This window comes from Bradyrhizobium sp. 26S5, from assembly GCF_036923295.1.
GTDB classification, from domain to species: Bacteria; Pseudomonadota; Alphaproteobacteria; order Rhizobiales; family Xanthobacteraceae; genus Bradyrhizobium; species Bradyrhizobium septentrionale.
The window spans coordinates 3,378,523-3,401,561 of the sequence record NZ_CP145948.1; the positions used below are offsets into that span (position 1 = coordinate 3,378,523).

Consider the following 23,039-nt stretch of genomic DNA (forward strand, 5'->3'; position numbering starts at 1 on the left):
TCCACGAGCGCGAAGCTTAGCACAAAACTCAAAGACCAGCCACGCAGCGCTGCTGCTGGCTTGCGATCGTGCTAATTTGCTGATGATTTCACATGTCGTCAACGTTGGCACAAACTGCATAGCGCGCCGAAGGTCGCCTCGCCACTGGCGTTCACCGGTTCAGGCCCGGCACGATAAGCTTTACTTCGTCACCATCCTGCGTGTCGGCGTCACCGTGCTGGCGGGCGCCGTTGGCGAAATCGAGAACGTGCCGTCGGCGTTCTCGCCGACGGTCAGATTGCCCGTACACGCGTGATTGGCCTTCTCGCTTCGATTCTTGTGTGGGTCAGCTCGTATACAGCGTATCTTTGAGGCGGGATCGATTGCACATCGCTCGACCAAACGGAGAGGCAACAGTGAATCTAACGTCGATCAGATTGCCGCTCTGGCTTCGTTTCGTCCTGATTGCGGGGGTTGTCATCCTTGCTGCCGGTGCAGGTCTCTTTGGCTACCGGTACTATACGCGTCCCGTAACCCTGACTGTGGCGGTCGGCTCGATCGACGGTGAAGCTGCCAAGGCAATGTCGACGATCGCGAGCCGGCTGGTCACGATCAACGCGCCGGTGCGGCTGACAGTCATCGACACCGGGACGGCGCTGGCAGCGGCCAAGACATTCGCTTCGGGCAAGGCCGATCTCGCTGTCGTTCGCGGCGATGTCGGTGATTTGTCGCAAGCGCAGGCCGTTGTTGTCGTCAGCCACGTCGTAGCGCTGGTGATTGCGCCGCCGGGCTCGTCAATCGAGGACATGGCCGGGCTCAAGGGCCATAGTGTCGGTGTGATTTCAGCAGAAACAAACTCCAAGCTCGTGGATGTCTTGAGCAATGAATATGGCCTGGTTCGTGCCAAGGTGTTCAAGGACGTTGCACTGGCAGACGCCCGGCGCGCGCTTCAATCGAAGGAGATCAGCGCTCTCCTCGTCGTCATTCCACTGTCACAAAAGTATTTGTCGCTGGTGCGAGGATTCTTCCAGCAGGGTCCCAAAACGTTGCCGGTGCTCATATCAATCGGATCCGCCGGGGCGATCGCGGAAGCCGACCGCGCCTACGAGAGCTTTGACGTGCCAAAGGGCACGTTGCGCGGAGCCCCGCCGGTTCCTGACGACGATCTGACGACGCTGAGAACCGCATTATATCTGGTTGCAAACAAGAAGCTCGGTTCTGATCTGGTCACCAGCCTGACCCAGACGATCATGAACGTGCGCAGGGACCTCATGGTCGAGCAGCCGATCTTTGCGCAAATTGCGGCTCCCAGCACAGATGCGGATGCCTACCTCGCGCTCCATCCGGGAGCCGCCGCCTTCTACAACGGGACCCAGCAGAGCTTCATGGATGAATACGGCAACTGGATCTATCTGACGCCGATGATCTTGGGCGGCATGGCCACGGTGCTCGCGGCGGCCTGGAAATTTCTGGGAATCGGGCCATTCGCAAATGATGGTCCGCTCGACGCGTTGTATGCCTTGGTTCGGCGGATACGGAGTGCAGATAGCGAGGCCGAACTCGGTACGATCGAAGACGAGATTGACGATATCTTGCGGGCGCAACGCGCCAAGGCTGCGGCTGGCGACGAGAGTGCCGTGGATGCCGCAACCCTGAATGTCGCAGCGCACCGTCTGGAGAACCTGATTCACGATCGCCGGCAGATTCTCGCGAATGGACTCACGGTCGCTCGCAACGGGTAGCGGTCTAGTCGATCGAGCGTGCGCGACGCTATTTGCAATTTGGAAGGTCGGCTGATGGCCGGTCTTGTTGGCAAACCGCGTCCTTGGCGTCGATGGATCGGTATGTCCAAAGTTCAGGTTTGGCAGGAAGGCAACACGGGTGTTTCTGCTATAGTTCGACATTCGAACGGGCGGCGGGTGTCTGCTTTAAGGGTTGAAATCATGCACAAAGCACCTGGATCACTACTGTTGGCCATCGGTCTTGTTCTTTTTAGTCCCCAGGCGCGGGCGCAGCAGATTCCGGCCGAAACGCCTCAGGGAATGCTGGCGGCCCAGATTCGCACACAAGGCTTCACCTGCGAGAAGCCGCTCGGTGCAAAGAAGAATACGAGATTGTCTCGACCAGATCGCGACGTCTGGGTTCTCAAATGCAGCAATGCCAAGTACAGGATTACGCGTGCCCCTGACATGGCGGCGAAGGTCGAACGGCTCCCTTAGCGAATGACCTTCTCTTGTCCTTTACGGAAAAGCCGGACCGGCCGGATCGAGTCCGCTCAGGCTCGCGCAATCGTGCGATCTATTGGGCGGGTTCTTCGTCTCTTTCCAGCTGAGGTTTTTCATACAGGACCGCGTTCAACAAGGAACGATGCACCTCGATCTTTCCGTTGTAGCTGATCAATCCCAGCTTGCGAAATTTGTTCAGGAAGTAGCTCACCCGGGATCGGGTCGTTCCGATCATCTCCGCCAAGGTTGCTTGATTGATCGAAGCATCGATTGGTGTTGGCTTTCCATCTTTTCCGAAATTGGCCAGCAGAAGAAGAAGGCGTGCGAGCCGCTTCTCGCTCGAATTGAACAGCTGGTCGATCAAGTCTTCTTCAATGCGATTGCTCCTGGTCACCAGGTAGGTCACGAAAAGTTCTGAAAATCGTGGCTCCTTGCGGAGCGCCGCCATCATCGCCTTCCGCGTGATTGAGGTGATAAGGCACTCCTCCATCGCCCTTGCGGTTCCCACGCGGACCGCCTGACCGTTCAGGCAGCCCTCGCCAAAAAACTGCGCAGCATCCAATATGCCGACGACGGCTTCCTTGCCTTGCTCGGAAACGACGGTCACCTTGACCTTGCCCGATTGGACGTAAAAGACCTTATCGGCCTCTTCGCCCTGGGCGTAGATGATCCGGCCTTTACGGTACTTCAATATCGTCTTGCCGGTCCCGACTTTGGCGAGAAAAGCCTGGGGATCGAACGCTCGCTTTGCAGGCTTCACAAGCCCCTCCTTCGGACCAGCGATCTCTAAATATTAAAACTGGTGTGTTGTGGTCAATATTGACCAGCGGGCCAGTTTCCAAGGGGAGAAAATCACCCGGTCGGTGGCCGGTGTCCGGCAATGTGGTGGGCGCCCGCCCGATCCAGAGATGGTGCCCGCATGCTCGGCCTTCGCACGTTTCCAACCGGTCCGCCGCTGAGCGCCATCGAGCGCCCGCGCTGTCCGCTCTGCCAGACCCGCACGCGGCTGGCCTGCATTGCGTCGGGCGCAGTGGGTTACCAAGTCCGCACTTTCGAGTGCCCCAGGTGTGATCGTGCCCAGCGAACCTTGGTGGTCAGCGACCCCTTGAGCGGCGACGGCCGAGGGTGGCTTAGCGGCCACCTTAAATCCCCGGACTAGATTTTGGCAATCTCAATGGGAGATTAGAAATGGCCGATCAAACAGCTCCATCGCCACCCCGGTTCCAGTCGAACCCACGATGCCAGCGATGTGCGGGCGCTACCGTGGTGCAGCGCATTATGCCTTCGCGACCTGGGCATGAGCATTGGACGCTGCGCTGCAAAAGCTGCGGCCACGTCCATCAAATGCAGGTTGTATCGGGCCCGTCCCAACCCGAACCGCTCGACTGGTTTGAGGGAAATTCGGGATCACCGACATGAACCTCAAAAGGCGTAACAGGACGAAGACCACATTTCTGACGGCCGACCATCTGGACGAGCAGGCAGATGCGCGCGCCAGTGAGGCGAAGCAATTGCCGGAAGGCGAGGCGAGACAGAATGCGCTTCGTAACGCCGCACAGTTGAGGGTGTATGCTTTCATGAAGCGCGCGCTTGCACCACAAGCCGTCAAATCGAAGTAACAGATGCGGATCGGGAGAGTTGCGGCATGTCGGGTTCCGGCTCCGGGATAAACCAAATCACCAATCCGACTTGGATTACACCACAATGAGCAATGTACCTTCCGACGCGCGACGCTTCCTTCGGCGCAAAGCCGTGAGAACCTCCAACGAGGTCGATGCAATTGCGAACGCTGCCGGCGTCGTCCTTGGTGTGCGCGATGAGGAACCGGCCTTCGAATTGCCCGGGCGGTTGTTCGAGCAACTGCCGTTTGCCGTTTATGTTTGTGACCGGGATGGTCTTGTCGTTCGATACAACCGCCGTGCTGCGGAACTATGGGGCCGATTGCCGAAACTCGGCGATCCCGAGGAACGGTTCTGTGGATCGTATCGAATGTTTCGCCCCGACGGCAGTCTGCTCCTGCACCATCAATGCCCCATGGCCGATGTTCTGCGCACCGGTGTATCCGTGCGCCAGCAGGAAGTTCACATGGAGCGACCTGACGGTTCTCGCGGCATCGCGCTCGTTGACATCGAGGCAGTCAAGGACCGTGAGGGGAACATTGCCGGCGCCATCAACTGCTTCCAGGACATAACGGAGCGCAAACGCGGCGAGGAGGCCGCGCTAAGGCTCGCCGCCATCATCGAATCAAGCAACGATGCGATCGTCGGCAAGGACCTCAATGGCACCATCACGAGCTGGAACGGCGGCGCGGAACGCATTTTTGGCTACCTCGCCGAGGAAATCATCGGCCAGCCGATTACGATTCTGATTCCGCCAGATCGCCAGGAAGAGGAAACAGTGATCATGGGGCGAGTCCGGCGCGGTCAGCGCGTCGAACACTATGAAACTGTTCGGCAATGCAAGCATGGGCGCTTGATCGACATTTCCCTGAGCGTTTCGCCGGTCAGAAATGCTCAAGGCGCGGTCGTCGGCGCATCGAAAATCGCGCGCAACATCACCGAGCACAAGCGAAGCCAGGCGCAGGTCGTCAATCTCGCGCACGAGGCCGAGCATCGAACGAAGAACATCCTAGCCACCGTGTTGGCGACGGTGCGACTTTCCCATTCAGCTACGTCTGACGATCTCAAGGAACTGATCGAGGGGCGCATTGGAGCGTTGGCAAAGGTCCATACGCTGTTCGTGGAATCCCGCTGGGCGGGAGCCGAGCTTCACCGCCTGGTCACGCAAGAGCTTCTGGCTTACAGCGGGGAGAGAGGGGCGCGTGTGCGAATTGACGGCCCAGCCGTCATGCTGGAGCCGAGTACGGCTCAGACTGCTGCAATTTCCTTGCACGAGCTCGCGACCAACTCGGCAAAATACGGATCGCTATCGGCGGCGGCTGGTTACGTTGAAATCACGTGGTCCCTTACGGCAGGCGGAAGGCTCAGCCTGCGCTGGGTCGAATCGGGTGGGCCAACCGTCACGCCGCCGACGCACCGCGGGTTCGGCACACGCATTGTGGAAAACATGATCGGGCAACTCAAGGGTGAGGTGCGGTTTGATTGGCGCGCAAACGGGCTCAGGTGCGAAATCGCGTTGCCGCTCGCATAGGCCGGCCCGCGACGTGCCGTCACGGTGCAAGGATGGATAGAGCGGAGCGAAACTCATCATCTCACCGCGCGCCGCTTGATCGGTATCGCTTCCGCCTTCGCTCTTCGAGCTACGGCGGACAAGTCGCTCCACCCATCCTGCGCGACTACTTCAACTGCGTGTTTGCGATCGGCATGATCGAGGCGACGTGCCAGCCGTTTGCATCGTGAATCAGCGTCTGGCTGATCAGAAACTTGTTGTCTTGCGACGGCTGGCCTGGGAGGCCCCGCGTGAAAACGATCGGAACGAGGATCTGCATGACGTCGTCCGAGATCGCGGTGGCGCGAAATTGCGACATGTCGGGCTCGAGATGCCATGTGCCCTGGTAGTATTCCCTGAAGCGATCGGCGACGGCGTCGGGCCCTCTGGTCTCGACGCCTCGCCCGTACCAAAGCATGTCGGGCGAATTCCACAGCATGGCCTTCACGTCGCTGACGTCATGGGCATTTTGCGCAGCGACGAATTTGGCAAAGAACGCGCGTGCCTCGGCTTCACCGGCGGCGGCGGATACACGTCCGCCCGGGATGGTCGCCAATGCGATGAGGAGAAGCGCGGCGCTGACCGAGCGGCGGCGCAGGATGGCCGAGAGGTTGTGAGGCATGGTGTGCGGGCTCTTATTCATGACGAACATCATGATTGTATTCATGATGAGTGTCATGTATAGAGTCAAGCGGGTTCGGAGACGCGCACATGAAAGTGAGCAAGCAACAGGTCGCAGAGCACCGCGCACGGATTTTGGCCGTCGCCGCCAGCCTGTTTCGGCAGCGAGGCTTCGACGATGTCACCGTAGCTGATGTCATGAAGGAGGCGGGCCTGACGCACGGCGCCTTTTACGGACACTTTCCATCCAAGGAGGCGCTGGTCGCGGAAGCGGTTGGGCAAGCGCTGCCACCGGCTCCGGATACGGCCAGGCCGCGCCGCTCGGCGGCGGAATTCGCCAACGGCTATCTCAGCGTCAAGCACCGCGACAACCGGGCCACCTCTTGCCTGTTCTCAAGTCTGGGAACGGAAGCCGCGCGAGGGTCCGCCGGTCTCCGGCAGAAAATGACGGCAGCCGTCCGCAGCCGGATCGATCATCTCACTGTTGATGTCGAAGGCGACGTGCCGAAGGAGAAACGGCGCGCGGCAATTGCCGCATGGTCGGCCATGGTCGGCGCGATGGTGCTTGCCCGTTTGGTCGACGATGAGAAACTCTCAAAGGAAATCCTGAGCGAGACGCGGGCGTCTCTTCCTTTCGCATAAGGAACAGGACCGTAGGATGGGTAGAGCGCAGCGAAACCCATCATCTCACCGCGCGGATATAATTGATGGGTATCGCTGCGCTCCACCCATCCTACGCACTGGTGCCTTCGCTACAGCGTCACCACGATCTTGCCGAGGTGGTTGTTCGCTTCCATGTGCGCGAACGCCTTGCCGATGTCGGCGAATTTGTAGACCTGGTCGATCGGCAGCTGCAGTTTTCGCGACTCGACCGCGGGCCAGATGTCCTTGCGCACCTCGTCGAAGATCTCGCGGATCTCCTCGATCGAGCGGGTGCGGAAGGTGACGCCGATATACTGGATGCGGCGCGCCGCATGCAGGTCGAAGTTGAAGTCGCCATGGGTGCCGCCGAGCCGGCCGACATTGACGATGCGGCCCTTGACCTTGGTCGCCTTGAGATTCTGGTTCGCGACGGGTCCTGAGATCTGGTCGACGATCAAATCGACGCCTTCGCCGGAGGTCGCCTGCAACACCTGATCGACCCAGCCGGGATCCTTGGAATCGACCGCGAGATCGGCGCCGAATTCCTTTAGGCGCCCGCGGCGCATCGGATCGGTCGAGGATCCGACCACGAGCTTGGCGCCCTTCAGCTTGGCGATCTGCATCGCCATCAGGCCGACGCCTGAGCTCGCGCCCTGGATCAGCACGGTCTGGCCCGGCTGCAGCGCGCCGTTGGTGACCACCGCATTGTGCATGGTGGCGAGCGCGACGGGCAGGGTGGCGGCCTCGTCGAAATTCATGTTCGAGGGGCTGCGGAACAGCCTGCCGTGATCGGCGAGCGTGTACTCGGCGAACGCCGCGCCGCCGGAGCCCATGATCTTGTCGCCGACCTTGACGCCTTTGGCGTCGGGGCCGAGCTCGGCGACCTCGCCGGCCCATTCCATGCCGAGCACGGTGCCGACGCCGCCGGCCGCGCCATGGACGTGGCCCTTGGTCATGCCGAGGTCGGCGCGGTTCAGCCCGCAGGCGTGGACTTTCACCAGCACCTGGGTGCCCTTCGGCACGGGTTTTGCGACGTCTGATATCTCGGGGCCGTTTGCGCCGTACACGTAGGCTTTCATGGGATTGTTCCTGGCTTGCGTGAGATTAATTCCGTCATCCTGAGGAGCCGCGAAGCGGCGTCTCGAAGGATGCACGGCCCGGCCGGTGGCCGTCGACCCTTCGAGACGCGCTTCGCGCTCCTCAGGGTGACGGATCACTACTGGACGCCTATTCCGCGGCCTGGCGCTTGCTGCCGGACATCATGACTTCCAGCCGCTCGCGGATGATCGCTTCCGCCTCGTGGACGATGCGCGAGATCAGTTCGCCGCAGGACGGGATGTCGTGGATCAGGCCCTGCACCTGGCCGGCCGACCAGATGCCTTCGTCGGCATCGCCGGTCGAATAGACCATCTTGCCGCGGGCGCCGGCGACCAGCTCGCGGACGTCCTCGAACTTGGCGCCTTCCTTCTCCATCTGCACGACCTTGGTCGAGATCGCATTCCTGGCGACGCGCGAGGTGTTGCGCATGGTGCGGAAGATCAGCTCGGTCTCGCGCTCGTCATTGGCGACGATGCGTTCCTTGACGAGCTGATGGATCGGGCTCTCCTTGGTGCACATGAAGCGCGTGCCCATGTTGATGCCTTCGGCGCCGAGCGCCAGCGCAGCCACGAGGCCGCGCGCGTCACCGAAGCCGCCGGAGGCGATCATCGGGATCTTCACCTTGTCGGCGGCGGCAGGAATCAGGATCAGGCCGGGGGTGTCGTCCTCGCCGGGATGTCCGGCGCATTCAAAGCCGTCGATCGAGATCGCGTCGGCGCCCATCCGCTCGGCGGACAGCGCGTGGCGGACGCTGGTGCATTTGTGCAGCACCTTGACGCCGTGCCTCTTGAACTCGTCGACATGTTCCTGCGGCTTGTTGCCGGCGGTCTCGACGATCTTGATGCCGCTCTCGATGATGGCCTGGCGATACTCGGCGTAGGGCGGCGGCTTGATCGCGGGCAGGATGGTCAGGTTGACGCCGAACGGCTTGTCGGTCAGCTCGCGGCAGCGCGCGATCTCCTTGCGCAGATCGTCCGGCGTCGGCTGGGTCAGCGCGGTGATCATGCCGAGGGCGCCGGCATTGGCGACGGCAGCAACCAGCTCCGCGCGCCCGACCCATTGCATGCCGCCCTGCACGATCGGGTGGTCGACGCCGAACATCTCGGTGAAACGTGTCTTGATCATTCTGCCCTCGGTTTCCGCTGGAATTTTCCGCGACGTGGACGGCCGCGCACGGTTTGTTTTTGATCTCGAGCGGAAGGATGCAGTCCTGACAGGCAAATGTCTACCGGCCGCCGGCGGCGCGCCCATGCGGAAATGAAGGGGCGCGCGGCGGTCAGGTGAGGGCGGGCTCGAAGCTTTCGGTCAATTGCTCAGGCGCTGGTGTTCGACACGCAGCGCCTCAAGCTATTTCCGTTCCGATTGAATCGGAACGGAGCTCTCGATTCATCTTGACGCGTTTTCTTCACGCGAACCGGTATCCACTTCGCTCGAAAACGCTCTGTTGAGAGCAAGGCAAGATGATGCGCGTTACGCTGGCACAGCCTGTTTCATCGACGCGGCGGTTTCCTCGTCGAACGCGGCTGCGATGTCGCGCATGCTGACGACGCCGATCAGGCTGTAATTGTCGATCACCGGCACGTGGCGGATGTGGTGCTTGGTCATGAGATGACGGATGTGCTCGAGCGTGTCGGTCGAGGTGCACGACACCAGCTGCTGCACCGAGACGAACTGCGACACCTTCATGCTGGCGCCGGCTGCGCCGTGCTCGGCGACCGCGCGCACCACGTCGCGCTCGGTGAACATGCCGACCGCGGTGTTGCCTTCGGTGCGAACGACATCCTTAACCACCAGCGCGCTGATATTGCTGGCGCGCATCAGTTGCGCGGCGATCGCGACCGTCTCGTTCATGCGAACCGTGGCGACGCGAGGGGTTTTCTTGCGCAGGATATCTCCGACTTGCATGGCAACCTCCTTGGGTTATCGTTGACAGGATTCTGGTATACAAAATACCAATTGTCAACGCAGCCATTGCAGAAATCTACCACCAGGAAACCGCTGAAATAGGCAGGGACGCTGACATTTCGGACGATTGTGAGCTGAGATGAGCGACCGGATCTCCGGCCGCCCCGACTCATTGGTATCTGGCATGCCTACGTGCGCCAAAAGAAAGAGGCGCACCGAAGTGCGCCTCTGTCAGTTCGGGAGGAGGTCTCGAAATCAGGCCCGTCAAATCAGGCCGTCACATCAAGCGGTCTTGGCGCTCGTCGCGGTTTCCGTTGCGGCGGCAGCCTCGTTGCCGTGGATGAAGGCGCGGCGCATCGGCTTGACCACGAACAGCGCCATCAGCGCCGCGGTGGCATTGAGCGCGACCGCGATCACGAACACCGCCTGCCAACCATAGCTGGCGGCGACGATGCTGGCGGCCGGCACCAGCAGCGCGGCGGTGCCCTTTGCCGTGTACAGCATGCCGTTGTTGGTGGTCGCGAACTTCGAGCCGAAGGTGTCGCCGCAGGTCGCCGGGAATAGCGAGTAGATCTCGCCGAACACCCCGAAATAGACCGCGGTTGCCAGCACGAACACCAGCGGGTTGTGGCCCCAGGTGGAGAGCGTCAGCAGCATCAGCGCGCCGGTACCGAACGCGATGAACATGGTGTGCTCGCGGCCGATATTGTCGGAGACCCAACCGAAGAACGGCCGTCCGAAACCGTCGAAGATGCGGTCGAGCGAGATCGCAAAGGTCAGCGCCGCCATCTGGAAGCCGGCGAGCGTCACCGGCGTGTTGGCGATCTTGTAGTCGTGCGCGATCGGCGCGATCTGCGCCGCCGCCATCAGGCCGCCGGAGGCGACCATCACGAACACCAGATACATCACCCAGAAGATCGGGCTGCGCAGCACTTGCGGCGGCGTGAAGTCGATCTTGGTCTGCGGCAGATTGAGCTGCTTCTTCTTCGGCGGGATCGTGACCGCAGGCTTCTGGATGAAGAAGGCGAGCAGGAACACGATCAGGCCTTGCCCGATGCCGAAATCGAAGAACGCGGCCTGATAGCCGCTCGAGGCGATCATGTTGGCGATCGGCACCACGGTCAGCGCCGCGCCGGCGCCGAACCCTGCGGCCGTTGCGCCCGCGGCAAGGCCGCGGCGATCGGGAAACCATTTCAGCGCATTGCCGACGCAGGTGCCGTACACCGAGCCGGCGCCGATGCCGCCGATCACCGCCGCGGCGTAGAGCATGGTGAGTGAATCAGCGTACGAGTTCAGCACCCAGGACAGCGTGATCATGACGCCGCCGAACATGATGACGATCCGCGGGCCGTATTTGTCGACGAACCAGGCCTCGACCGGCACCAGCCAGGTCTCGGTCACCACGAAGATCGTGAAGGCGAACTGGATCGCCGCGCGGCCCCAATGATGCGTGCCGTCGATCGGGTCGACGAACAGCGTCCAGCCGTATTGCAGGTTCGCGATCATCGCCATGCAGACGATGCCCATGACGAGCTGCAGCCAGCGGAAGCCACTGGACGAAGGTTGATCTTGTGTGACGGCAGTATTGCTGGAAACCATCAAGTCCTCCCGAGCGCGCTGGTCTTGTGACCGAGTGTCGCAATTATTGTGGCGTATCGTCGCAAGCGCTCGGCGGAAGTTGGTATACTATATTCCAGAAAGCAAGCCCATCTTTCTGCTGCGTCGCAGCAAATCTGGCGCGCGGAGCCGGAACCGGCATCCATTTCGCTCGAAAATGCTCTGGAAGAAATGAAAACGCCCGGCTTTTGGCCGGGCGCTTTCGTCAGCAGGAGTGAGGTCGTTGTTCAGGCCATAGCCGATTTCGCGACCACGATCTTTCGCCACGGTTTGAGCAGCGCGATCGCCAGCAGCGAGGCGAGGATGTTGGCGCCTGCCGCGATGATGAACACGCTGTCCCAACTGCCCGACGACTGCTGCATGTAGTTGGCGATCGGCACCAGCAGCGCCGCGGTGCCTTTCGCGGTGTAGAGCAGCCCCGCATTGGTAGTGGCGAACTTGCTGCCGAACGTGTCGGTGCAGGTCGAGGGGAACAGCGAGTAGATCTCGCCCCAGGCAAAGAACACGAAGCCCGAGAGCAGCACGAACCACACCGGATCGTGTCCCCAGAGGTAGAGCATCCAGATGCCGAAGCCTTCCATGCCGAAGGCGATGAACATCGTGTTCTCGCGGCCGATCATGTCGGAGATCCAGCCGAAGAACGGACGCGTCAGGCCGTTGAGGACGCGGTCGATGGTCGCCGCGAAGGTCACGGCCGTCATCGTCACCGCCATCAGCGTCACCGGCACGCTGTCGACCTTCCAGTCGACCGCGATCGGCTTCAGGTTCGCCGTCACCATCAACCCGCCGGCGCCGACGATCACGAACATGAAGTACATCAGCCAGAAAATCGGCTGCCGCAGCACTTCGGTCGGCTGATAGTTGCGCCGGGTCTGGATGATGTTGGCATTGGCCACGACCGCCGGCACCTGTCCGGCCTTTGGCGCCAGCAGGAAGAAGGAGAGCAGCACGATAATGATGCCCTGGCCGAGACCGAAATAGAGGAAGGTGGTCTGGAAGCCGGAATCCTTGATCATCGCCTGGATCGGCGCGACCGTCAGCGCCGAGCCCGCGCCGAAGCCGGCGGCGGTGATGCCGGCGGCAAGTCCGCGCTTGTCGGGAAACCATTTCAGCGCATTGCCGACGCAGGTGCCGTAGACACCGCCGGCGCCGATGCCAGCGACGATCATGCCAAGATAGTAGCCGTTCAGCGTGGTCGCCTGCGCATTGATCGCCCATCCGATCGCGCAGAGGATGCCGCCGACCAGGACGACGATGCGCGGACCGTATTTATCGACGAACCAGCCCTCGACCGGCACCAGCCAGGTCTCGAACAGCACAAAGAGCGTAAAGGCCCACTGGATCGATGCGCGATCCCATCCAAACTTCTTCTGGATGTCGGGGACGAAGAACGTCCACCCGTATTGATAGTTTGCGATCATCACCATCGCGGCGACGCCGATCGCAAGTTGCGTCCAACGATATGTGTCGCTGACACGCGCGGCCGTCGGAGCCGCAGTTGCCTGAACCATGTCCGCCAATTGATCCTCCCAGTGCGCCCTTGTCGTTGCTTATGGCGCGCGACCGGCATCTTGGTATCTGATATGCCAAGGTTCAAGCTGTCGCAGCGGTAACGCGCGCTTATGCCGCACGGGACTCAGTGGGCATCGCGGGACAGTAATTCAGCGCGCAAAGAAAATGGCCCCGGAAATCGGGGCCATTGGTCGAAGGTTGAATGTCAGGTCGGGTTTCGCGACGAAAGCCGCATCCGGTGGAGAGTGCCGGAAAACCCTTGCCTAGAGGCCGAAGCGCGGCAGGTCGCCATTGCGGTTGGAGATCTCCGCGCTCTTCATCAGCAGGCGGTCGATCGAGGCCAGCAGGCGGCTGAACAGGGTGGAGGAGGGCGCGAGCGCGAAAGCGGTGGTCTTGGACATTGGTGTCCCCTTTGGCTGGAAGCCAGCAACGGGCCGGCTCATCATCTGCAGCCAAATTATGTATACCAGATGCCAGACGCAACGGCCTTGTTTGCATAGCAGCATTCGTGACTGTGCATTGCAGCAAAACCGGCTGATTGGCATCCCAGGTTGAGGAGGCCGCGGACCGAATCCGGACCCCTAAGGGTCAGAATCTCCAGCTAAAATTGGCCTTTACCAACTGATCCTGCACCCGGCCGGCGAGCTGACCGACATAGGCGATGCCGAGGCTGGCCTGCGGCGTGACCTTGAGGTCGAGCCCGCCTTCGACCAGCGCCGCATTGCGCGCCAGCGGCACACCGGCCACGCTGAAACCGGTTCCCAGGTTCTGGAACGCGAGCGCCGCCGTCGGGGTCACGTCGCCGAAGGCGTATTGCCAGGCCACCGAGGCCCGCGGCGTCAGCTGCATGCCGGGGGCGAGCGCGAGATTGCTGGCAAAGCTCGCGGGAATACGATTCCGCCGCTGTGCAAGCTCGGCCTCGACGGCTGAAGCGGGGCGAACAGGTCGTTTTTCCATGGCGTGTCGACGACGGCGAACGAAGCAAGGTGGCGCCGTGGGGCCACCTTGCTTCAATATCAATACTCTGAAGATGATCTAGCCCGCGGTGGGCTCATCTTCGGACAAGGTCTGCTCAATAGCGGCGGGCATTTTCGCAACCGACATCAGTGAGCGCGCGACCTGATTGAGCAGCTGATCCGCGTTCTCCTCTTCCGCCAACGTCTTCGAGAGCAGCGCGACGACAGCACCGTACCGCAATTGCTGCGCGAGGTTGCGGGCAGTCGTGTAACCCGCGATTTCGTAGTGCTCGACACGCTGTGCCGCGCCGATCAGCGCAAGATCCGCGGCTGCATCGTCCTTTTTGGCGCTCTCCTTGATCACTTCGCCGCCCTCTTCGACAAGTCCCTGCATACCCTTGCAGGGCTTGGCGCGCGGCTTCTTGCCTAGCAACCCGAAGCACTCGTCGAGACGGTCGACCTGCGCTTCGGTTTCGGCCAGATGAATTGTGAAGAGCTCGCGGAGCTGGTCATAGCGTGCCGCCTCGATCATCTCAGGCAACGCCTTTGTCAGTTGTTTCTCGGCATGCAGGAGATCCCGCAGCTGATCGATCAACAGATCGTCGAAGCCAACGAAAGCTTCGGACGGGGAACTCTCGGCAACGATGGAAGGTGTCGCGCCGGGATCGCCGCTCTGGAGGGCCGGTGATTCCATGAAAACCCAAGCATCACCCTCGTTCCAGGGACCTCGGGTGTCGATTTCACCGTTGTCGCCGGAACCGGTCGAATCGTTGAAGAACTGGTCGACAAGGCCTGGCGTAGGAGCGATACGGCCGATGCTGAACGTGGGCTTGCCCATACTCTCAAGCGCAAGCGCGAACGCCTTCATATGAGTGATTTCCCGCGTCATCAAGAACTGCAACGCATCCTTGGTGCCGGCGTCATCACAGAAATTGATCAGTCGTTCATAGACGATCTTGGCGCGCGCTTCTGCAGCGATGTTGCTGCGCAGATCAACGTCAAGCTCGCCCGTGATCTTGAGGTAGTCGGCCGTCCAGGCGTTGCCTTGCGAGTTGAACAGATTGACGCCGCCCCCGCCGGCAATCGCGATCAAGGGATCGGCTTCCGCCGCTTCGCGATCGAACTTCGAGGGCTTCAGATGCAGGCGTGCGAGGGAGCCGACGACTTCGAGGTGGCTCAATTCCTCGGTTCCAATATCCATCAAGAGATCCTTGCGATCCGGATCTTCGCAATTGAGGCCCTGAATGGAGTATTGCATGGCGGCCGCCAGCTCGCCGTTGGCGCCGCCGAACTGTTCCAGCAGCATATTGCCGAACCGAGGATCGGGTTCATCGACCCGGACCGTGAACATGAGCTTTTTGACGTGATGGTACATTGAAAGACCTTTGATTGGCAGGGAAAGCTCGAGGCCAACTGGACGCTGTGTTGAACGTTCCTAATTCCACTCGCGCCGCAATCAGTTCTGCTCAGAACGTTTTCAATGCAGCGTTTCCGCTGCGGCTTCGTCGACCGCAGCCATCAAGTCGGCCGTATCCGACTGCTGGATCATATGGCCGGCTCTCGGGAGGCGGTGCATTTTGCTGTGCTTGATCTCGTCATGCAGCCTGCCGGACTGCTCGTCGATGTCGATGAGGCGATCATCCTCGCCTGCCAGGATGACGACCGGCATGGCCAGTTCACCGTAGGTCTTCGCGGACAGGATCGCCGCAGGAACCATTAGCGCAGCCTCGGCGGCACTGGCGCGAAGTTGCGATGGGCGCACGGCCAATGATTTTGGAAAGCCGTCGAATTTTTGAGGGACGGATTTCGGTCCGAAAAGCTGCCGTAGCATGGCAGGCCACATGATACGGCTGAGGATCGGGGAAATTGTGTGACTGAGGATATCACCGAAACCAGGTATCGCCGGCCCGGTCATCGCCATGATCGCGTCGGTGCGCGCCGTCGGGAAATAGTATCCCGATGCCAGTATGAGGGCTTCGACCATTGAGGGATGCTTGCTTGCCAAGACGACTGCAACGGAAGCTCCCCAGGAATGTCCGAGCACGATCGCCTTTTCGACGCCAAGGTGCGCAAGCGCGTCCCTGAAGAGATCAGCCTGAGCGGCGGGGGTCCATACGACATTTCGGGGCCTCAGGCTGTAGCCGAAGCCCGGGCGATCGAACACGATAACGCGATAGTGCTTGGCTGCGAGATCTATGAGACCACTTGTCTCAAAATCCTGGATCATGCTGCCATTGCCATGAAGCAGGACCAGAGGCCGGCCGGACCCGCGTTCGACATAGTGCAGGCGGACACCGTCGATTTCGATGAAACGTCCTTGTGGCGGATGATCGCGTTGCGCCTTGTCGGCAAGTCGTTGATTGACGACCGCAGCGGCAGCCATCAAGCCGATCGTGGCGACTACGGTGGACGCGATCGGATATTCCTTCAGAGCACGAAAGGTGCTGGTTGCTAGCGATGGCGAACGTTTTTTCAGTATGCGCATGTGATACTTCCGCTGGACGGAGCCAGCCGTTCGAGACGGGGAGGGGGCGTCGCCGGATTAACGTCCTGGTCTGATCACGACCTTGATGACGCCGGCTTCTTTGTCCCGGAGTTTCATGTGCATCCCGGAGGCGTTTCGAGGCCGGCCGGATGGGGCACCCACAAAGCTGGGATCGATTTGGTCCTCAACGATCTCGTAGCCAACAACGTTGCGGCCTTGAACTCATCGAGGACAGTTCCGGCGGTGCCATGGCGGTCATGTCGTGCAGACGCAACAGGAGGCGCAACCATATGTTCCTAGCACTGCGAAGAGCTGCGGCACGGCAGGATTAGGAACGAACCTCGCAAGGCCCGATTGGGATTCCATAGGACGATTTGACTGAGCAACGGGAGACGGCCGTGCGCAAGCTTGTAGTCTTGATGTTACTTACGGCCGGCGCGGGCGTGCTCGATGGCGCGGGACCTGCGGATGCCCAGGAATATCGCTGGTGTCTTCAGGGAAAGCAGACCGATCCGGGCGACTGCAACTATCAGACGCGGGCACAATGCATGGCATCGGCGTCCGGCCGCGATGCCGGATGTGGCATCAATCCGCGTGCGGCTTTCGCGCGGCAACGTCGGCCTAACTGATGCTCAACCGGACTTAGCCAAAGTTCCAACGCCGCGGGCTGGCACGAGCCTTCTCTGAGCACAACGGAAGGCTCGCTGCGGCTCTTCCTTCGCTTCCTGTTCGCGCGAGCTAACGGTCAAGCCCATCCCTTCGAACGCGGGATTCAATGTCATGGATCGAGACAAGAGCGGACGTATCGTTGAGACTTCACTCGAAGCGCGCCAGGGCGAGCTCGGTCGCGGCATGTTGATGCTGCTGGCCGTAAGCCTGGCGCTCGCAGGGCTCATCATGGCGGGCACGTGGTTGATATTTTTCGGAGCTTGATCGCAGGCAAGCAGCGCGGCGATGGAGGAACTAAAGCGCCGATGCGGGCTTGGCTCACTCCTCACACCTTGGAGATAACTATGAAACGCCCGTTCCTTTTCGTTTGCATTTCTTTATTGGCGGCTGCCACGGCGTTGCCGGCCTCAGCGCAAAATCCACCGGCGCAGTCCGGACCGAACAACAACGCGGTCAACAGTGCCGGTCAGAACAACTCCGACGCTCCTGTCGCGGGTCGCAACAGTTTCACCGAAGGACAAGCCAAATCGAAGATCGAGGATGCTGGCTACGCCAACGTCACCGAACTGAAGAAGGACGACAACGGCGTTTGGCGCGGCCAGGCCAGCAAAGGCGGATCGGCCACTGCGGTAAGCGTCGACTTTCAAGGCAACGTCAATTCAGCCAAGTAATTCGGCCAAGTAAGAAGGGTACAAAATGACCATTACGATTTCTCGTCTTTACGACAAATACAATGACGCCCAGCAGGCTGTTCGACGCCTCGAGGCTGCCGGCGTGCCGCATTCGGACATCAGCATCGTTGCCAACAATTCGGATAGCTGGTTCAGCAGCACCGACAAGAAGGTCGATCGTGACCGCGATGGTGTCGACGATCGCGCCGAAGGTGCCGGCAAGGGCGCTGGCATCGGTGCGGGCCTGGGTGGCGCCGCCGGTCTTCTTGCCGGCCTCGGCTTGCTCGCGATCCCTGGTCTTGGGCCCGTTGTCGCAGCCGGCTGGCTGGCCGCGACTGCTGTTGGAGCTGCCGCGGGAGCAGCTACGGGCGGAATTGTCGGAGCGCTCACGGAGGCCGGCGTTTCAAGAGAGGACGCGGGCACCTACGCGGAAGGAGTCCGTCGCGGAGGTACGCTCGTGTCGGCGCGCGTAGCGGACGCGGAGCGGTCTCGCCTTGAGACGATACTCGACGAGTCGTCCGTCAACTTGCGTGACCGGAGTGCCGCCTGGCAAAAGGCCGGGTGGAAATCGTTCGATCCTGCCAGCCAGCCCTACGGCGCCAAAGAGATTCGCGAGGAGCGGCAGCGCTACGGTGGGTCACTGCGCTAAAAACGTTGCGACGGCTTGCTCTGGCAAGCCGTCGCTTATTCCATAAAGATCCCTTCAAGCGGCGGCCAGGCGTCCAGGCGACGCCGCACACGGTGCTTCGCCGGTGCCGAACGAGCCGGGACGTGAGCCGGCTCGTTGCGCGCATTCGCCTGACGGCGCGGCAGCACTGCCGTCATAAAGAAGGCCGCCGGATGCGGCGGCCTCGAGTGACTGGGTTTGCTTTTCTTCTTGGCCGATGAAGGGGCGGGGCCAATTCCCTTCACCGCGTCCAGTCTTCGCCGGCGCACAGCGTTCCCATGCAGCCGCGAACATTCAGCGTGCCCGACGAGACCATCGTCACCGAGCTCTCATTGGTCTTGCCGTCATCGGCGTTGTAGATCCTGCCGGCCCATTTGTTCGGGCCTGCGGGCTCCAGTTTGATGAAGAGCGACATCCCGGCCGGGACCGCTGTGCCGGATCGGCATTCTTGTCGTCGGGCTGCGGCTTGCCGGTGGCCTTGTCGGTCGGCTCCTTCAGCAAGACGACCCGGCCGCACAGCGCGCTGCCGCCGCTTCTGATCCGAAGCGGTCATTAAAGCGGCAGCGAGAGTTCTTGCGCCAACCGGGAAAATGATTGCTGATGATCTCACCGACACGCAGCGGGATCGGGCCGATTCGTATTCCGGATGCCGCTGTGCCTTGCGTACCGCCGCTGTTAGGTCAATGGTGCTGCCCGATGGCCCCTCGTTCCGAAATTGCCTGGCGCCTGTCTACGCACGATCGTGCGGCCATGTTTTGGTCAAAACTGCATCCGCATTCTTGAGATGCCCACTGCAAAGGCTCGCGATGGAAAGGGCAGGGTTCGCCAAGGCCAAGATTTTCGCTTTTGGCGACGCGCGGAGCGTTGCCACCTACGCGGCCGAAATCCTGATAGTTGCCGCGATTTATGGTGGCCTTGCCGAATCCGCGCGATTGCTTCCGGCGATCAATCCAACCGCGACACCGCTATGGCCACCAACCGGGCTTGCGCTCGCGCTGGTCCTGCTGCGCGGCTACCGGATTTGGCCCGCGATCCTGGTGGGGGCCGTTTCTCCCTGCCTCATGGCCGACCGATCGCTCCTGGAGTTCGGCGCCGCCGGGATCGGCAGCCTGCTTGCTGCATTTGCCGGGACATGGCTGATCGGCCGCTGGTCGAACGGGGGCCAGACGTTTGCCACACCGTCGGGTGTCGCAAAGTTTGCGATCATTTCCTTTGCGCCGACCACGATAATCAGTTCAACCATCGCCTTGGCCGGCGTCACGCTCGCCAACGAATCGAGCTTGTCCGATTCTGTCGTTGCCGGGTTGACCTGGTGGCTTGCGGACGCTGCCGCGGCCCTGGTGATTGCTCCGGTCATCGTGCTCTGGGCGACGATGCCCTTAGGGAGTTTTTCCAAATGGAACCTGTTGGCATCGATCACGGTCGCTGCGCTCGCGGGTATCATCGGGCTCGTTGCTTACAGCCCGCTCATCGGGAGCGACCTCGTCAGCAACGACCTCGAGGTGTTGCTGCCGCATCGGAGCCTTCTGGGCTTTCTGGTCTTACTGCCCTTGATCTGGGCCGGCCTGCGCGGCGGCCGATGCACCGTGGCGACGGCTGCGTTGATTTTCATCGGAGTGGCAGTGTGGGGATTCTCGGCGGGGAATGATCCCTTTCCGAAAATGGATCCGAATGGAGCGCTGCTATCCTTGCTCGTGCTTTCGATCAGCGTATCGGCGCCTCCTCTAGCCCTGGCCGCGGCAATCGCGACGCGCCAGACCAGGGAAGCCCATTTGCTTTCCGTCCAGGACGAACTGACCAGTCAGCTTGAACGGAAGGCCTTGGCGCTCGACAACATCAGACGGCACTTCCAAACCCTTATCGAGGGCGTTGTCGACTATGCAATTTTTGCGCTTGATAGGGAAGGACACGTTACGAGCTGGAATAGCACCGCTCAAAAGATCACCGGTTACACCTCGGAAGAAATCATCGGCAAGCATTTCGGGATATTTTATCGGCCGGATGAACGCCGCGCGGGTTCACCGACACACGCGCTGGAGTCGGCAATCCAAGGAGGCAAGTACGACGTAGAGGGTTGGCGTATCAGAAAGAATGGCACGCCGTTTTTCATCACGGGCTCGGTCTCCTCGAGCCGTGATGACGCAGGAAATCTGATCGGTTTCATCAGTATCCTGCGCGACGCGACCGAGCGACGCGACGCGGAGGAGAAGCTGGTCCAGGCGCGCGAACAGCTCGCGATGTCCCAGAAAATGGAGGCAATCGGCAAGCTGACTGGCGGGATTGCACACGACTTCAACAATCTATTGATGATCATCGGAGGCAGTGCCCAGATATTTCAACGCCTGCTCGATCCAAAACTGCCAAAAGCAATCGAAGCCATACAAACCGCAGCCAAACGCGGCGAAAGTCTCACGCGTCAATTGTTGACATTCTCTCGTCACCAGCATCTCAGCCCGACGGTCGTTGATCTGAATGCGTCCATCAAGAACATGAGGACCATGATCGAGAGCTCGTTGCGTGGCAACATCGTGTACAACGAGAATGTTGGCGACGGTGTTGCGCCGGTCAAGGTTGACCTCGCCGAACTGGAACTTGCGATCGTCAACATCGCCGTCAATGCGCGAGACGCAATGACAAGCGGCGGCACATTCACGTTATCCGTCCACGCGGTGACCGCAGATCAGGACACCGGCGGCGATCGCCGTGGCAAGGCCTTCTTTGCGATAACACTGGGCGATACGGGCACCGGTATTCCGCCGAATCTTCTGTCCAAGATGTTCGATCCATTTTTCACGACCAAAGAGGTCGGCAAGGGGACCGGGCTCGGTTTGTCCCAGGTTTATGGTTTTGCGCACCAGGCGGGCGGAACGGTGACGGCAGACAGCAAGGTTGGACAGGGAACAACGATTACAATCTATTTGCCGTCCTGTGCAGACGAGCAAATCACCAGCAAAGAGCTCGCCGCTGCCCGGGCAAAGCCGAGGCAGCCGCAGCGGCAGACGGTTCTCGTTGTCGACGACAGCCCCGAAGTGGCGGATGTGACATCCTCGCTGTTCGAGCATCTGGGTTATGAAACCATCTATCGAGATTCAGCCGAAGCGGCATTGAAACTGCTCGATACCGGTACAAAGATCGATCTCGTCTTCAGCGATATCGTCATGCCGGGGACCATCGATGGCGTCGGGCTCGCGAGAGAAGTTCGGTCGCGATATCCGGGTTTGCCGATAGCCCTTACAACCGGTTATAGCGATGCCGCGAAAGCAGCTCCGTCGAGTCTAAGAATACTTCGCAAGCCGTTCGATACCGAGGCACTGAGAGATTTTATCCAGGATCTTGCGCCGCCGAGATCAGCGCGATCGTCCGGCATACCCTTGGCGTCAGGCACGACTGACGCTGTGCGCAGAAGTTGACCGGTCGCACCATCGCGGGCGGATCTCATTGAGGTCCGCTATCGACGCGGAGAGCCGACGACCACCCCAAACAAAAATGGCCGCGGTTGCCCGCGGCCATTTGTCGTTTGATCGAGTGCAGCCGTTACTCTGCGGCCTGCTTGCGCGGCGGATCGAGCGCGCCGGAATCGTGGATCTCGGCGACCTGGTGATCGGTGAAGCCGAGCACCTCGCGCAGGATCTCGTCGGTGTGCTCGCCCAGCAGCGGCGAACGGGCGACCTCGCTCGGCGAATCCGACAGCTTGATCGGGTTGCCGACCGAGATGTACTTGCCGCGGGTCGGGTGGTCGACCTCGACCACGGTGCCGGTCGCGCGCAGCGACTGGTCTTCCGCGATCTCCTTCATCGAGAGGATCGGGCCGCAGGGGATATCGTCCTTGTTGAGGATCTCCATCGCCTCGAATTTTGTCTTCGTCATCGTCCACTGTTCGATGCGACCGAAGATCTCGTTCAGGCGGGGCAGGCGGGCCGGCGGCTTGGCGTAGTTCGGATCGGTCTTCCAGGTCGGCTCGCCGATCACGTCGCAGATCTTCTCCCAGACCGGGGCCTGGGTGATGAAGTAGATGTAGGCGTTCGGGTCGGTCTCCCAGCCCTTGCACTTCAGGATGCGGCCGGGCTGGCCGCCGCCGGAATCGTTGCCGGCGCGCGGCACCGCGTCGCCGAATGGAATGCCTTCGCCGAACTGGCTGTATTCCTTGAGCGGGCCATGAGCGAGACGCTGCTGGTCGCGCAGCTTGACGCGGGCGAGGTTGAGCACGCCGTCCTGCATCGCCGCAGTGACGCGCTGGCCCTGGCCGGAATGGGTGCGCTGATAGAGTGCGGTGACGATGCCGAGCGCGAGATGCAGCCCGGTGCCGCTGTCGCCGATCTGCGCGCCGGTGACCAGCGGCAGGCCGTCGCGGAAGCCGGTGGTCGAGGCGGCGCCGCCGGTGCACTGCGCGACGTTCTCGTAGACCTTGCAGTCCTCATACGGGCCGGGGCCGAAACCCTTGATCGAGGCGACGATCATCTTGGGGTTGATGGCGTGGATCTTCTCCCAGGGGAAGCCCATGCGATCGAGCACGCCGGGGCCGAAATTCTCGACCAGCACGTCGCACTGCTTGATCAGCGCGGTCAACACTTCCTTGCCCTTCGGGTTCTTGGTGTCGAGCGTGATCGAGCGCTTGTTGTGGTTCAGCATGGTGAAATACAAGCTGTCCACGTTCGGGATGTCCTGCAGCTGGCCGCGCGTGATGTCGCCGACGCCGGGACGCTCGACCTTGATCACGTCGGCGCCGAACCAGGCCAGCAACTGCGTGCAGGTCGGACCCGACTGGACGTGGGTGAAATCGAGAATGCGAACGCCCTTGAGCGCCTTGGTCATATCTTTTGCTCC

General features: G+C 61.1%; 23 protein-coding genes. 10 read left to right on the plus strand and 13 right to left on the minus strand.

Features of this window, described 5'->3' with window-relative positions; genetic code table 11:
• Nucleotides 1-395: 395 nt before the first annotated feature.
• Nucleotides 396-1,721, plus strand: a complete 1,326-nt coding sequence (locus tag V5279_RS15560; protein WP_338698746.1) for a TAXI family TRAP transporter solute-binding subunit — start codon at nucleotides 396-398, stop codon at nucleotides 1,719-1,721.
• 54 nt (nucleotides 1,722-1,775) lie between these two features.
• Nucleotides 1,776-2,198 carry a hypothetical protein gene (locus V5279_RS15565; RefSeq protein WP_224741716.1) on the plus strand — a complete coding sequence of 141 codons (423 nt, stop codon included), beginning with the start codon at nucleotides 1,776-1,778 and terminating at the stop codon, nucleotides 2,196-2,198.
• 79 nt (nucleotides 2,199-2,277) lie between these two features.
• On the opposite strand, the gene V5279_RS15570 is transcribed toward V5279_RS15565, so the two are convergent.
• Nucleotides 2,278-2,964: a Crp/Fnr family transcriptional regulator gene (locus V5279_RS15570; RefSeq protein ID WP_338698749.1), complete on the minus strand. Its 687-nt coding sequence runs from the start codon at nucleotides 2,962-2,964 to the stop codon at nucleotides 2,278-2,280.
• A gap of 655 nt (nucleotides 2,965-3,619) precedes the next feature.
• On the opposite strand from V5279_RS15570, the gene V5279_RS15575 reads away from it, so the two are divergent.
• Both V5279_RS15575 and V5279_RS15580 read left to right on the plus strand, forming a co-directional pair.
• Complete coding sequence (locus V5279_RS15575; RefSeq protein WP_166293854.1) at nucleotides 3,620-3,823, plus strand: hypothetical protein; 204 nt, start codon at nucleotides 3,620-3,622, stop codon at nucleotides 3,821-3,823.
• An 85-nt stretch (nucleotides 3,824-3,908) separates the two neighbouring features.
• Nucleotides 3,909-5,354: a PAS domain S-box protein gene (locus V5279_RS15580; protein ID WP_338698753.1), complete on the plus strand. Its 1,446-nt coding sequence runs from the start codon at nucleotides 3,909-3,911 to the stop codon at nucleotides 5,352-5,354.
• Between the two features lie 145 nt (nucleotides 5,355-5,499).
• Here the strand turns inward: V5279_RS15580 and V5279_RS15585 are convergent, their stop codons facing one another.
• The gene (locus V5279_RS15585) at nucleotides 5,500-6,039 is read right to left on the minus strand and encodes a nuclear transport factor 2 family protein (RefSeq protein WP_338698755.1); all 540 of its coding nucleotides are present in this window, start codon (nucleotides 6,037-6,039) and stop codon (nucleotides 5,500-5,502) included.
• 89 nt (nucleotides 6,040-6,128) lie between these two features.
• Here V5279_RS15585 and V5279_RS15590 point away from each other — a divergent pair, with 89 nt between their 5' ends.
• Entirely contained in the window at nucleotides 6,129-6,635 is a 507-nt protein-coding gene (locus tag V5279_RS15590) for a helix-turn-helix domain-containing protein (protein WP_338698757.1), read from the plus strand.
• A 110-nt stretch (nucleotides 6,636-6,745) separates the two neighbouring features.
• On the opposite strand, the gene V5279_RS15595 is transcribed toward V5279_RS15590, so the two are convergent.
• The 9 genes from V5279_RS15595 to V5279_RS15635 form a co-directional block, all read right to left on the minus strand.
• On the minus strand, nucleotides 6,746-7,714 hold the full coding sequence (locus V5279_RS15595) for a zinc-binding dehydrogenase (protein WP_338698759.1): 969 nt from the start codon (nucleotides 7,712-7,714) through the stop codon (nucleotides 6,746-6,748).
• 148 nt (nucleotides 7,715-7,862) lie between these two features.
• Nucleotides 7,863-8,858, minus strand: coding sequence for a nitronate monooxygenase family protein (locus V5279_RS15600; RefSeq protein WP_338698761.1), 996 nt, complete (start codon nucleotides 8,856-8,858; stop codon nucleotides 7,863-7,865).
• A gap of 345 nt (nucleotides 8,859-9,203) precedes the next feature.
• The gene (locus tag V5279_RS15605) at nucleotides 9,204-9,638 is read right to left on the minus strand and encodes a CBS domain-containing protein (protein WP_166293864.1); all 435 of its coding nucleotides are present in this window, start codon (nucleotides 9,636-9,638) and stop codon (nucleotides 9,204-9,206) included.
• 282 nt (nucleotides 9,639-9,920) lie between these two features.
• The gene (gene oxlT, locus V5279_RS15610; RefSeq protein ID WP_029082331.1) at nucleotides 9,921-11,237 is read right to left on the minus strand and encodes an oxalate/formate MFS antiporter; all 1,317 of its coding nucleotides are present in this window, start codon (nucleotides 11,235-11,237) and stop codon (nucleotides 9,921-9,923) included.
• Between the two features lie 245 nt (nucleotides 11,238-11,482).
• Nucleotides 11,483-12,766, minus strand: a complete 1,284-nt coding sequence (gene oxlT / locus V5279_RS15615) for an oxalate/formate MFS antiporter (protein WP_166306519.1) — start codon at nucleotides 12,764-12,766, stop codon at nucleotides 11,483-11,485.
• A gap of 264 nt (nucleotides 12,767-13,030) precedes the next feature.
• Nucleotides 13,031-13,168 (minus strand): hypothetical protein, encoded by a 138-nt coding sequence (locus V5279_RS15620; RefSeq protein ID WP_166293866.1) that lies wholly within the window; start codon nucleotides 13,166-13,168, stop codon nucleotides 13,031-13,033.
• A gap of 187 nt (nucleotides 13,169-13,355) precedes the next feature.
• A complete protein-coding gene (locus V5279_RS15625) occupies nucleotides 13,356-13,724 on the minus strand; it encodes an autotransporter outer membrane beta-barrel domain-containing protein (RefSeq protein WP_338698776.1) in 369 nt (122 codons plus the stop codon).
• A gap of 78 nt (nucleotides 13,725-13,802) precedes the next feature.
• Nucleotides 13,803-15,098 carry a DUF892 family protein gene (locus V5279_RS15630; RefSeq protein WP_338698778.1) on the minus strand — a complete coding sequence of 432 codons (1,296 nt, stop codon included), beginning with the start codon at nucleotides 15,096-15,098 and terminating at the stop codon, nucleotides 13,803-13,805.
• 102 nt (nucleotides 15,099-15,200) lie between these two features.
• Entirely contained in the window at nucleotides 15,201-16,208 is a 1,008-nt protein-coding gene (locus tag V5279_RS15635; protein ID WP_338698780.1) for an alpha/beta hydrolase, read from the minus strand.
• Between the two features lie 419 nt (nucleotides 16,209-16,627).
• Here V5279_RS15635 and V5279_RS15640 point away from each other — a divergent pair, with 419 nt between their 5' ends.
• The 4 genes from V5279_RS15640 to V5279_RS15655 all read left to right on the plus strand — a co-directional run bounded on the left by V5279_RS15640 (nucleotide 16,628) and on the right by V5279_RS15655 (nucleotide 18,197).
• Nucleotides 16,628-16,837: a DUF3551 domain-containing protein gene (locus V5279_RS15640; RefSeq protein ID WP_338701204.1), complete on the plus strand. Its 210-nt coding sequence runs from the start codon at nucleotides 16,628-16,630 to the stop codon at nucleotides 16,835-16,837.
• Between the two features lie 151 nt (nucleotides 16,838-16,988).
• Nucleotides 16,989-17,141: a hypothetical protein gene (locus V5279_RS15645; RefSeq protein WP_166293873.1), complete on the plus strand. Its 153-nt coding sequence runs from the start codon at nucleotides 16,989-16,991 to the stop codon at nucleotides 17,139-17,141.
• Between the two features lie 80 nt (nucleotides 17,142-17,221).
• Nucleotides 17,222-17,548, plus strand: a complete 327-nt coding sequence (locus V5279_RS15650; protein ID WP_165128486.1) for a hypothetical protein — start codon at nucleotides 17,222-17,224, stop codon at nucleotides 17,546-17,548.
• A 25-nt stretch (nucleotides 17,549-17,573) separates the two neighbouring features.
• Nucleotides 17,574-18,197 (plus strand): general stress protein, encoded by a 624-nt coding sequence (locus V5279_RS15655; RefSeq protein ID WP_338698782.1) that lies wholly within the window; start codon nucleotides 17,574-17,576, stop codon nucleotides 18,195-18,197.
• A 259-nt stretch (nucleotides 18,198-18,456) separates the two neighbouring features.
• Here the strand turns inward: V5279_RS15655 and V5279_RS15660 are convergent, their stop codons facing one another.
• Complete coding sequence (locus V5279_RS15660; RefSeq protein ID WP_338698784.1) at nucleotides 18,457-18,630, minus strand: DUF2147 domain-containing protein; 174 nt, start codon at nucleotides 18,628-18,630, stop codon at nucleotides 18,457-18,459.
• Nucleotides 18,631-19,021: 391 nt separating this feature from the next.
• Between V5279_RS15660 and V5279_RS15665 the strand changes: the two genes are divergently transcribed.
• On the plus strand, nucleotides 19,022-21,625 hold the full coding sequence (locus V5279_RS15665; RefSeq protein ID WP_338698786.1) for an MASE1 domain-containing protein: 2,604 nt from the start codon (nucleotides 19,022-19,024) through the stop codon (nucleotides 21,623-21,625).
• A 124-nt stretch (nucleotides 21,626-21,749) separates the two neighbouring features.
• Here V5279_RS15665 and frc read toward each other — a convergent pair whose 3' ends face one another.
• Entirely contained in the window at nucleotides 21,750-23,027 is a 1,278-nt protein-coding gene (gene frc, locus V5279_RS15670) for a formyl-CoA transferase (RefSeq protein WP_338698788.1), read from the minus strand.
• Nucleotides 23,028-23,039 lie beyond the last annotated feature (12 nt).

Bases quoted from the DNA above. Each gene is read 5' to 3' on its own strand.
- V5279_RS15620 (WP_166293866.1), bottom strand. From the start codon at position 13,168: ATGTCCAAGACCACCGCTTTCGCGCTCGCGCCCTCCTCCACCCTGTTC.
- V5279_RS15630 (WP_338698778.1), bottom strand. From the start codon at position 15,098: ATGTACCATCACGTCAAAAAGCTCATGTTCACGGTCCGGGTCGATGAA.
- V5279_RS15575 (WP_166293854.1), top strand. From the start codon at position 3,620: ATGAACCTCAAAAGGCGTAACAGGACGAAGACCACATTTCTGACGGCC.
- oxlT (WP_029082331.1), bottom strand. From the start codon at position 11,237: ATGGTTTCCAGCAATACTGCCGTCACACAAGATCAACCTTCGTCCAGT.
- V5279_RS15650 (WP_165128486.1), top strand. From the start codon at position 17,222: ATGAAACGCCCGTTCCTTTTCGTTTGCATTTCTTTATTGGCGGCTGCC.
- V5279_RS15655 (WP_338698782.1), top strand. From the start codon at position 17,574: ATGACCATTACGATTTCTCGTCTTTACGACAAATACAATGACGCCCAG.
- V5279_RS15660 (WP_338698784.1), bottom strand. From the start codon at position 18,630: ATGTCGCTCTTCATCAAACTGGAGCCCGCAGGCCCGAACAAATGGGCC.
- V5279_RS15585 (WP_338698755.1), bottom strand. From the start codon at position 6,039: ATGAATACAATCATGATGTTCGTCATGAATAAGAGCCCGCACACCATG.
- V5279_RS15625 (WP_338698776.1), bottom strand. From the start codon at position 13,724: ATGGAAAAACGACCTGTTCGCCCCGCTTCAGCCGTCGAGGCCGAGCTT.
- V5279_RS15635 (WP_338698780.1), bottom strand. From the start codon at position 16,208: ATGCGCATACTGAAAAAACGTTCGCCATCGCTAGCAACCAGCACCTTT.
- V5279_RS15565 (WP_224741716.1), top strand. From the start codon at position 1,776: ATGGCCGGTCTTGTTGGCAAACCGCGTCCTTGGCGTCGATGGATCGGT.
- V5279_RS15605 (WP_166293864.1), bottom strand. From the start codon at position 9,638: ATGCAAGTCGGAGATATCCTGCGCAAGAAAACCCCTCGCGTCGCCACG.
- V5279_RS15580 (WP_338698753.1), top strand. From the start codon at position 3,909: ATGAGCAATGTACCTTCCGACGCGCGACGCTTCCTTCGGCGCAAAGCC.
- frc (WP_338698788.1), bottom strand. From the start codon at position 23,027: ATGACCAAGGCGCTCAAGGGCGTTCGCATTCTCGATTTCACCCACGTC.
- V5279_RS15600 (WP_338698761.1), bottom strand. From the start codon at position 8,858: ATGATCAAGACACGTTTCACCGAGATGTTCGGCGTCGACCACCCGATC.
- V5279_RS15665 (WP_338698786.1), top strand. From the start codon at position 19,022: ATGGAAAGGGCAGGGTTCGCCAAGGCCAAGATTTTCGCTTTTGGCGAC.
- V5279_RS15595 (WP_338698759.1), bottom strand. From the start codon at position 7,714: ATGAAAGCCTACGTGTACGGCGCAAACGGCCCCGAGATATCAGACGTC.
- V5279_RS15640 (WP_338701204.1), top strand. From the start codon at position 16,628: ATGTTACTTACGGCCGGCGCGGGCGTGCTCGATGGCGCGGGACCTGCG.
- oxlT (WP_166306519.1), bottom strand. From the start codon at position 12,766: ATGGTTCAGGCAACTGCGGCTCCGACGGCCGCGCGTGTCAGCGACACA.
- V5279_RS15645 (WP_166293873.1), top strand. From the start codon at position 16,989: ATGGATCGAGACAAGAGCGGACGTATCGTTGAGACTTCACTCGAAGCG.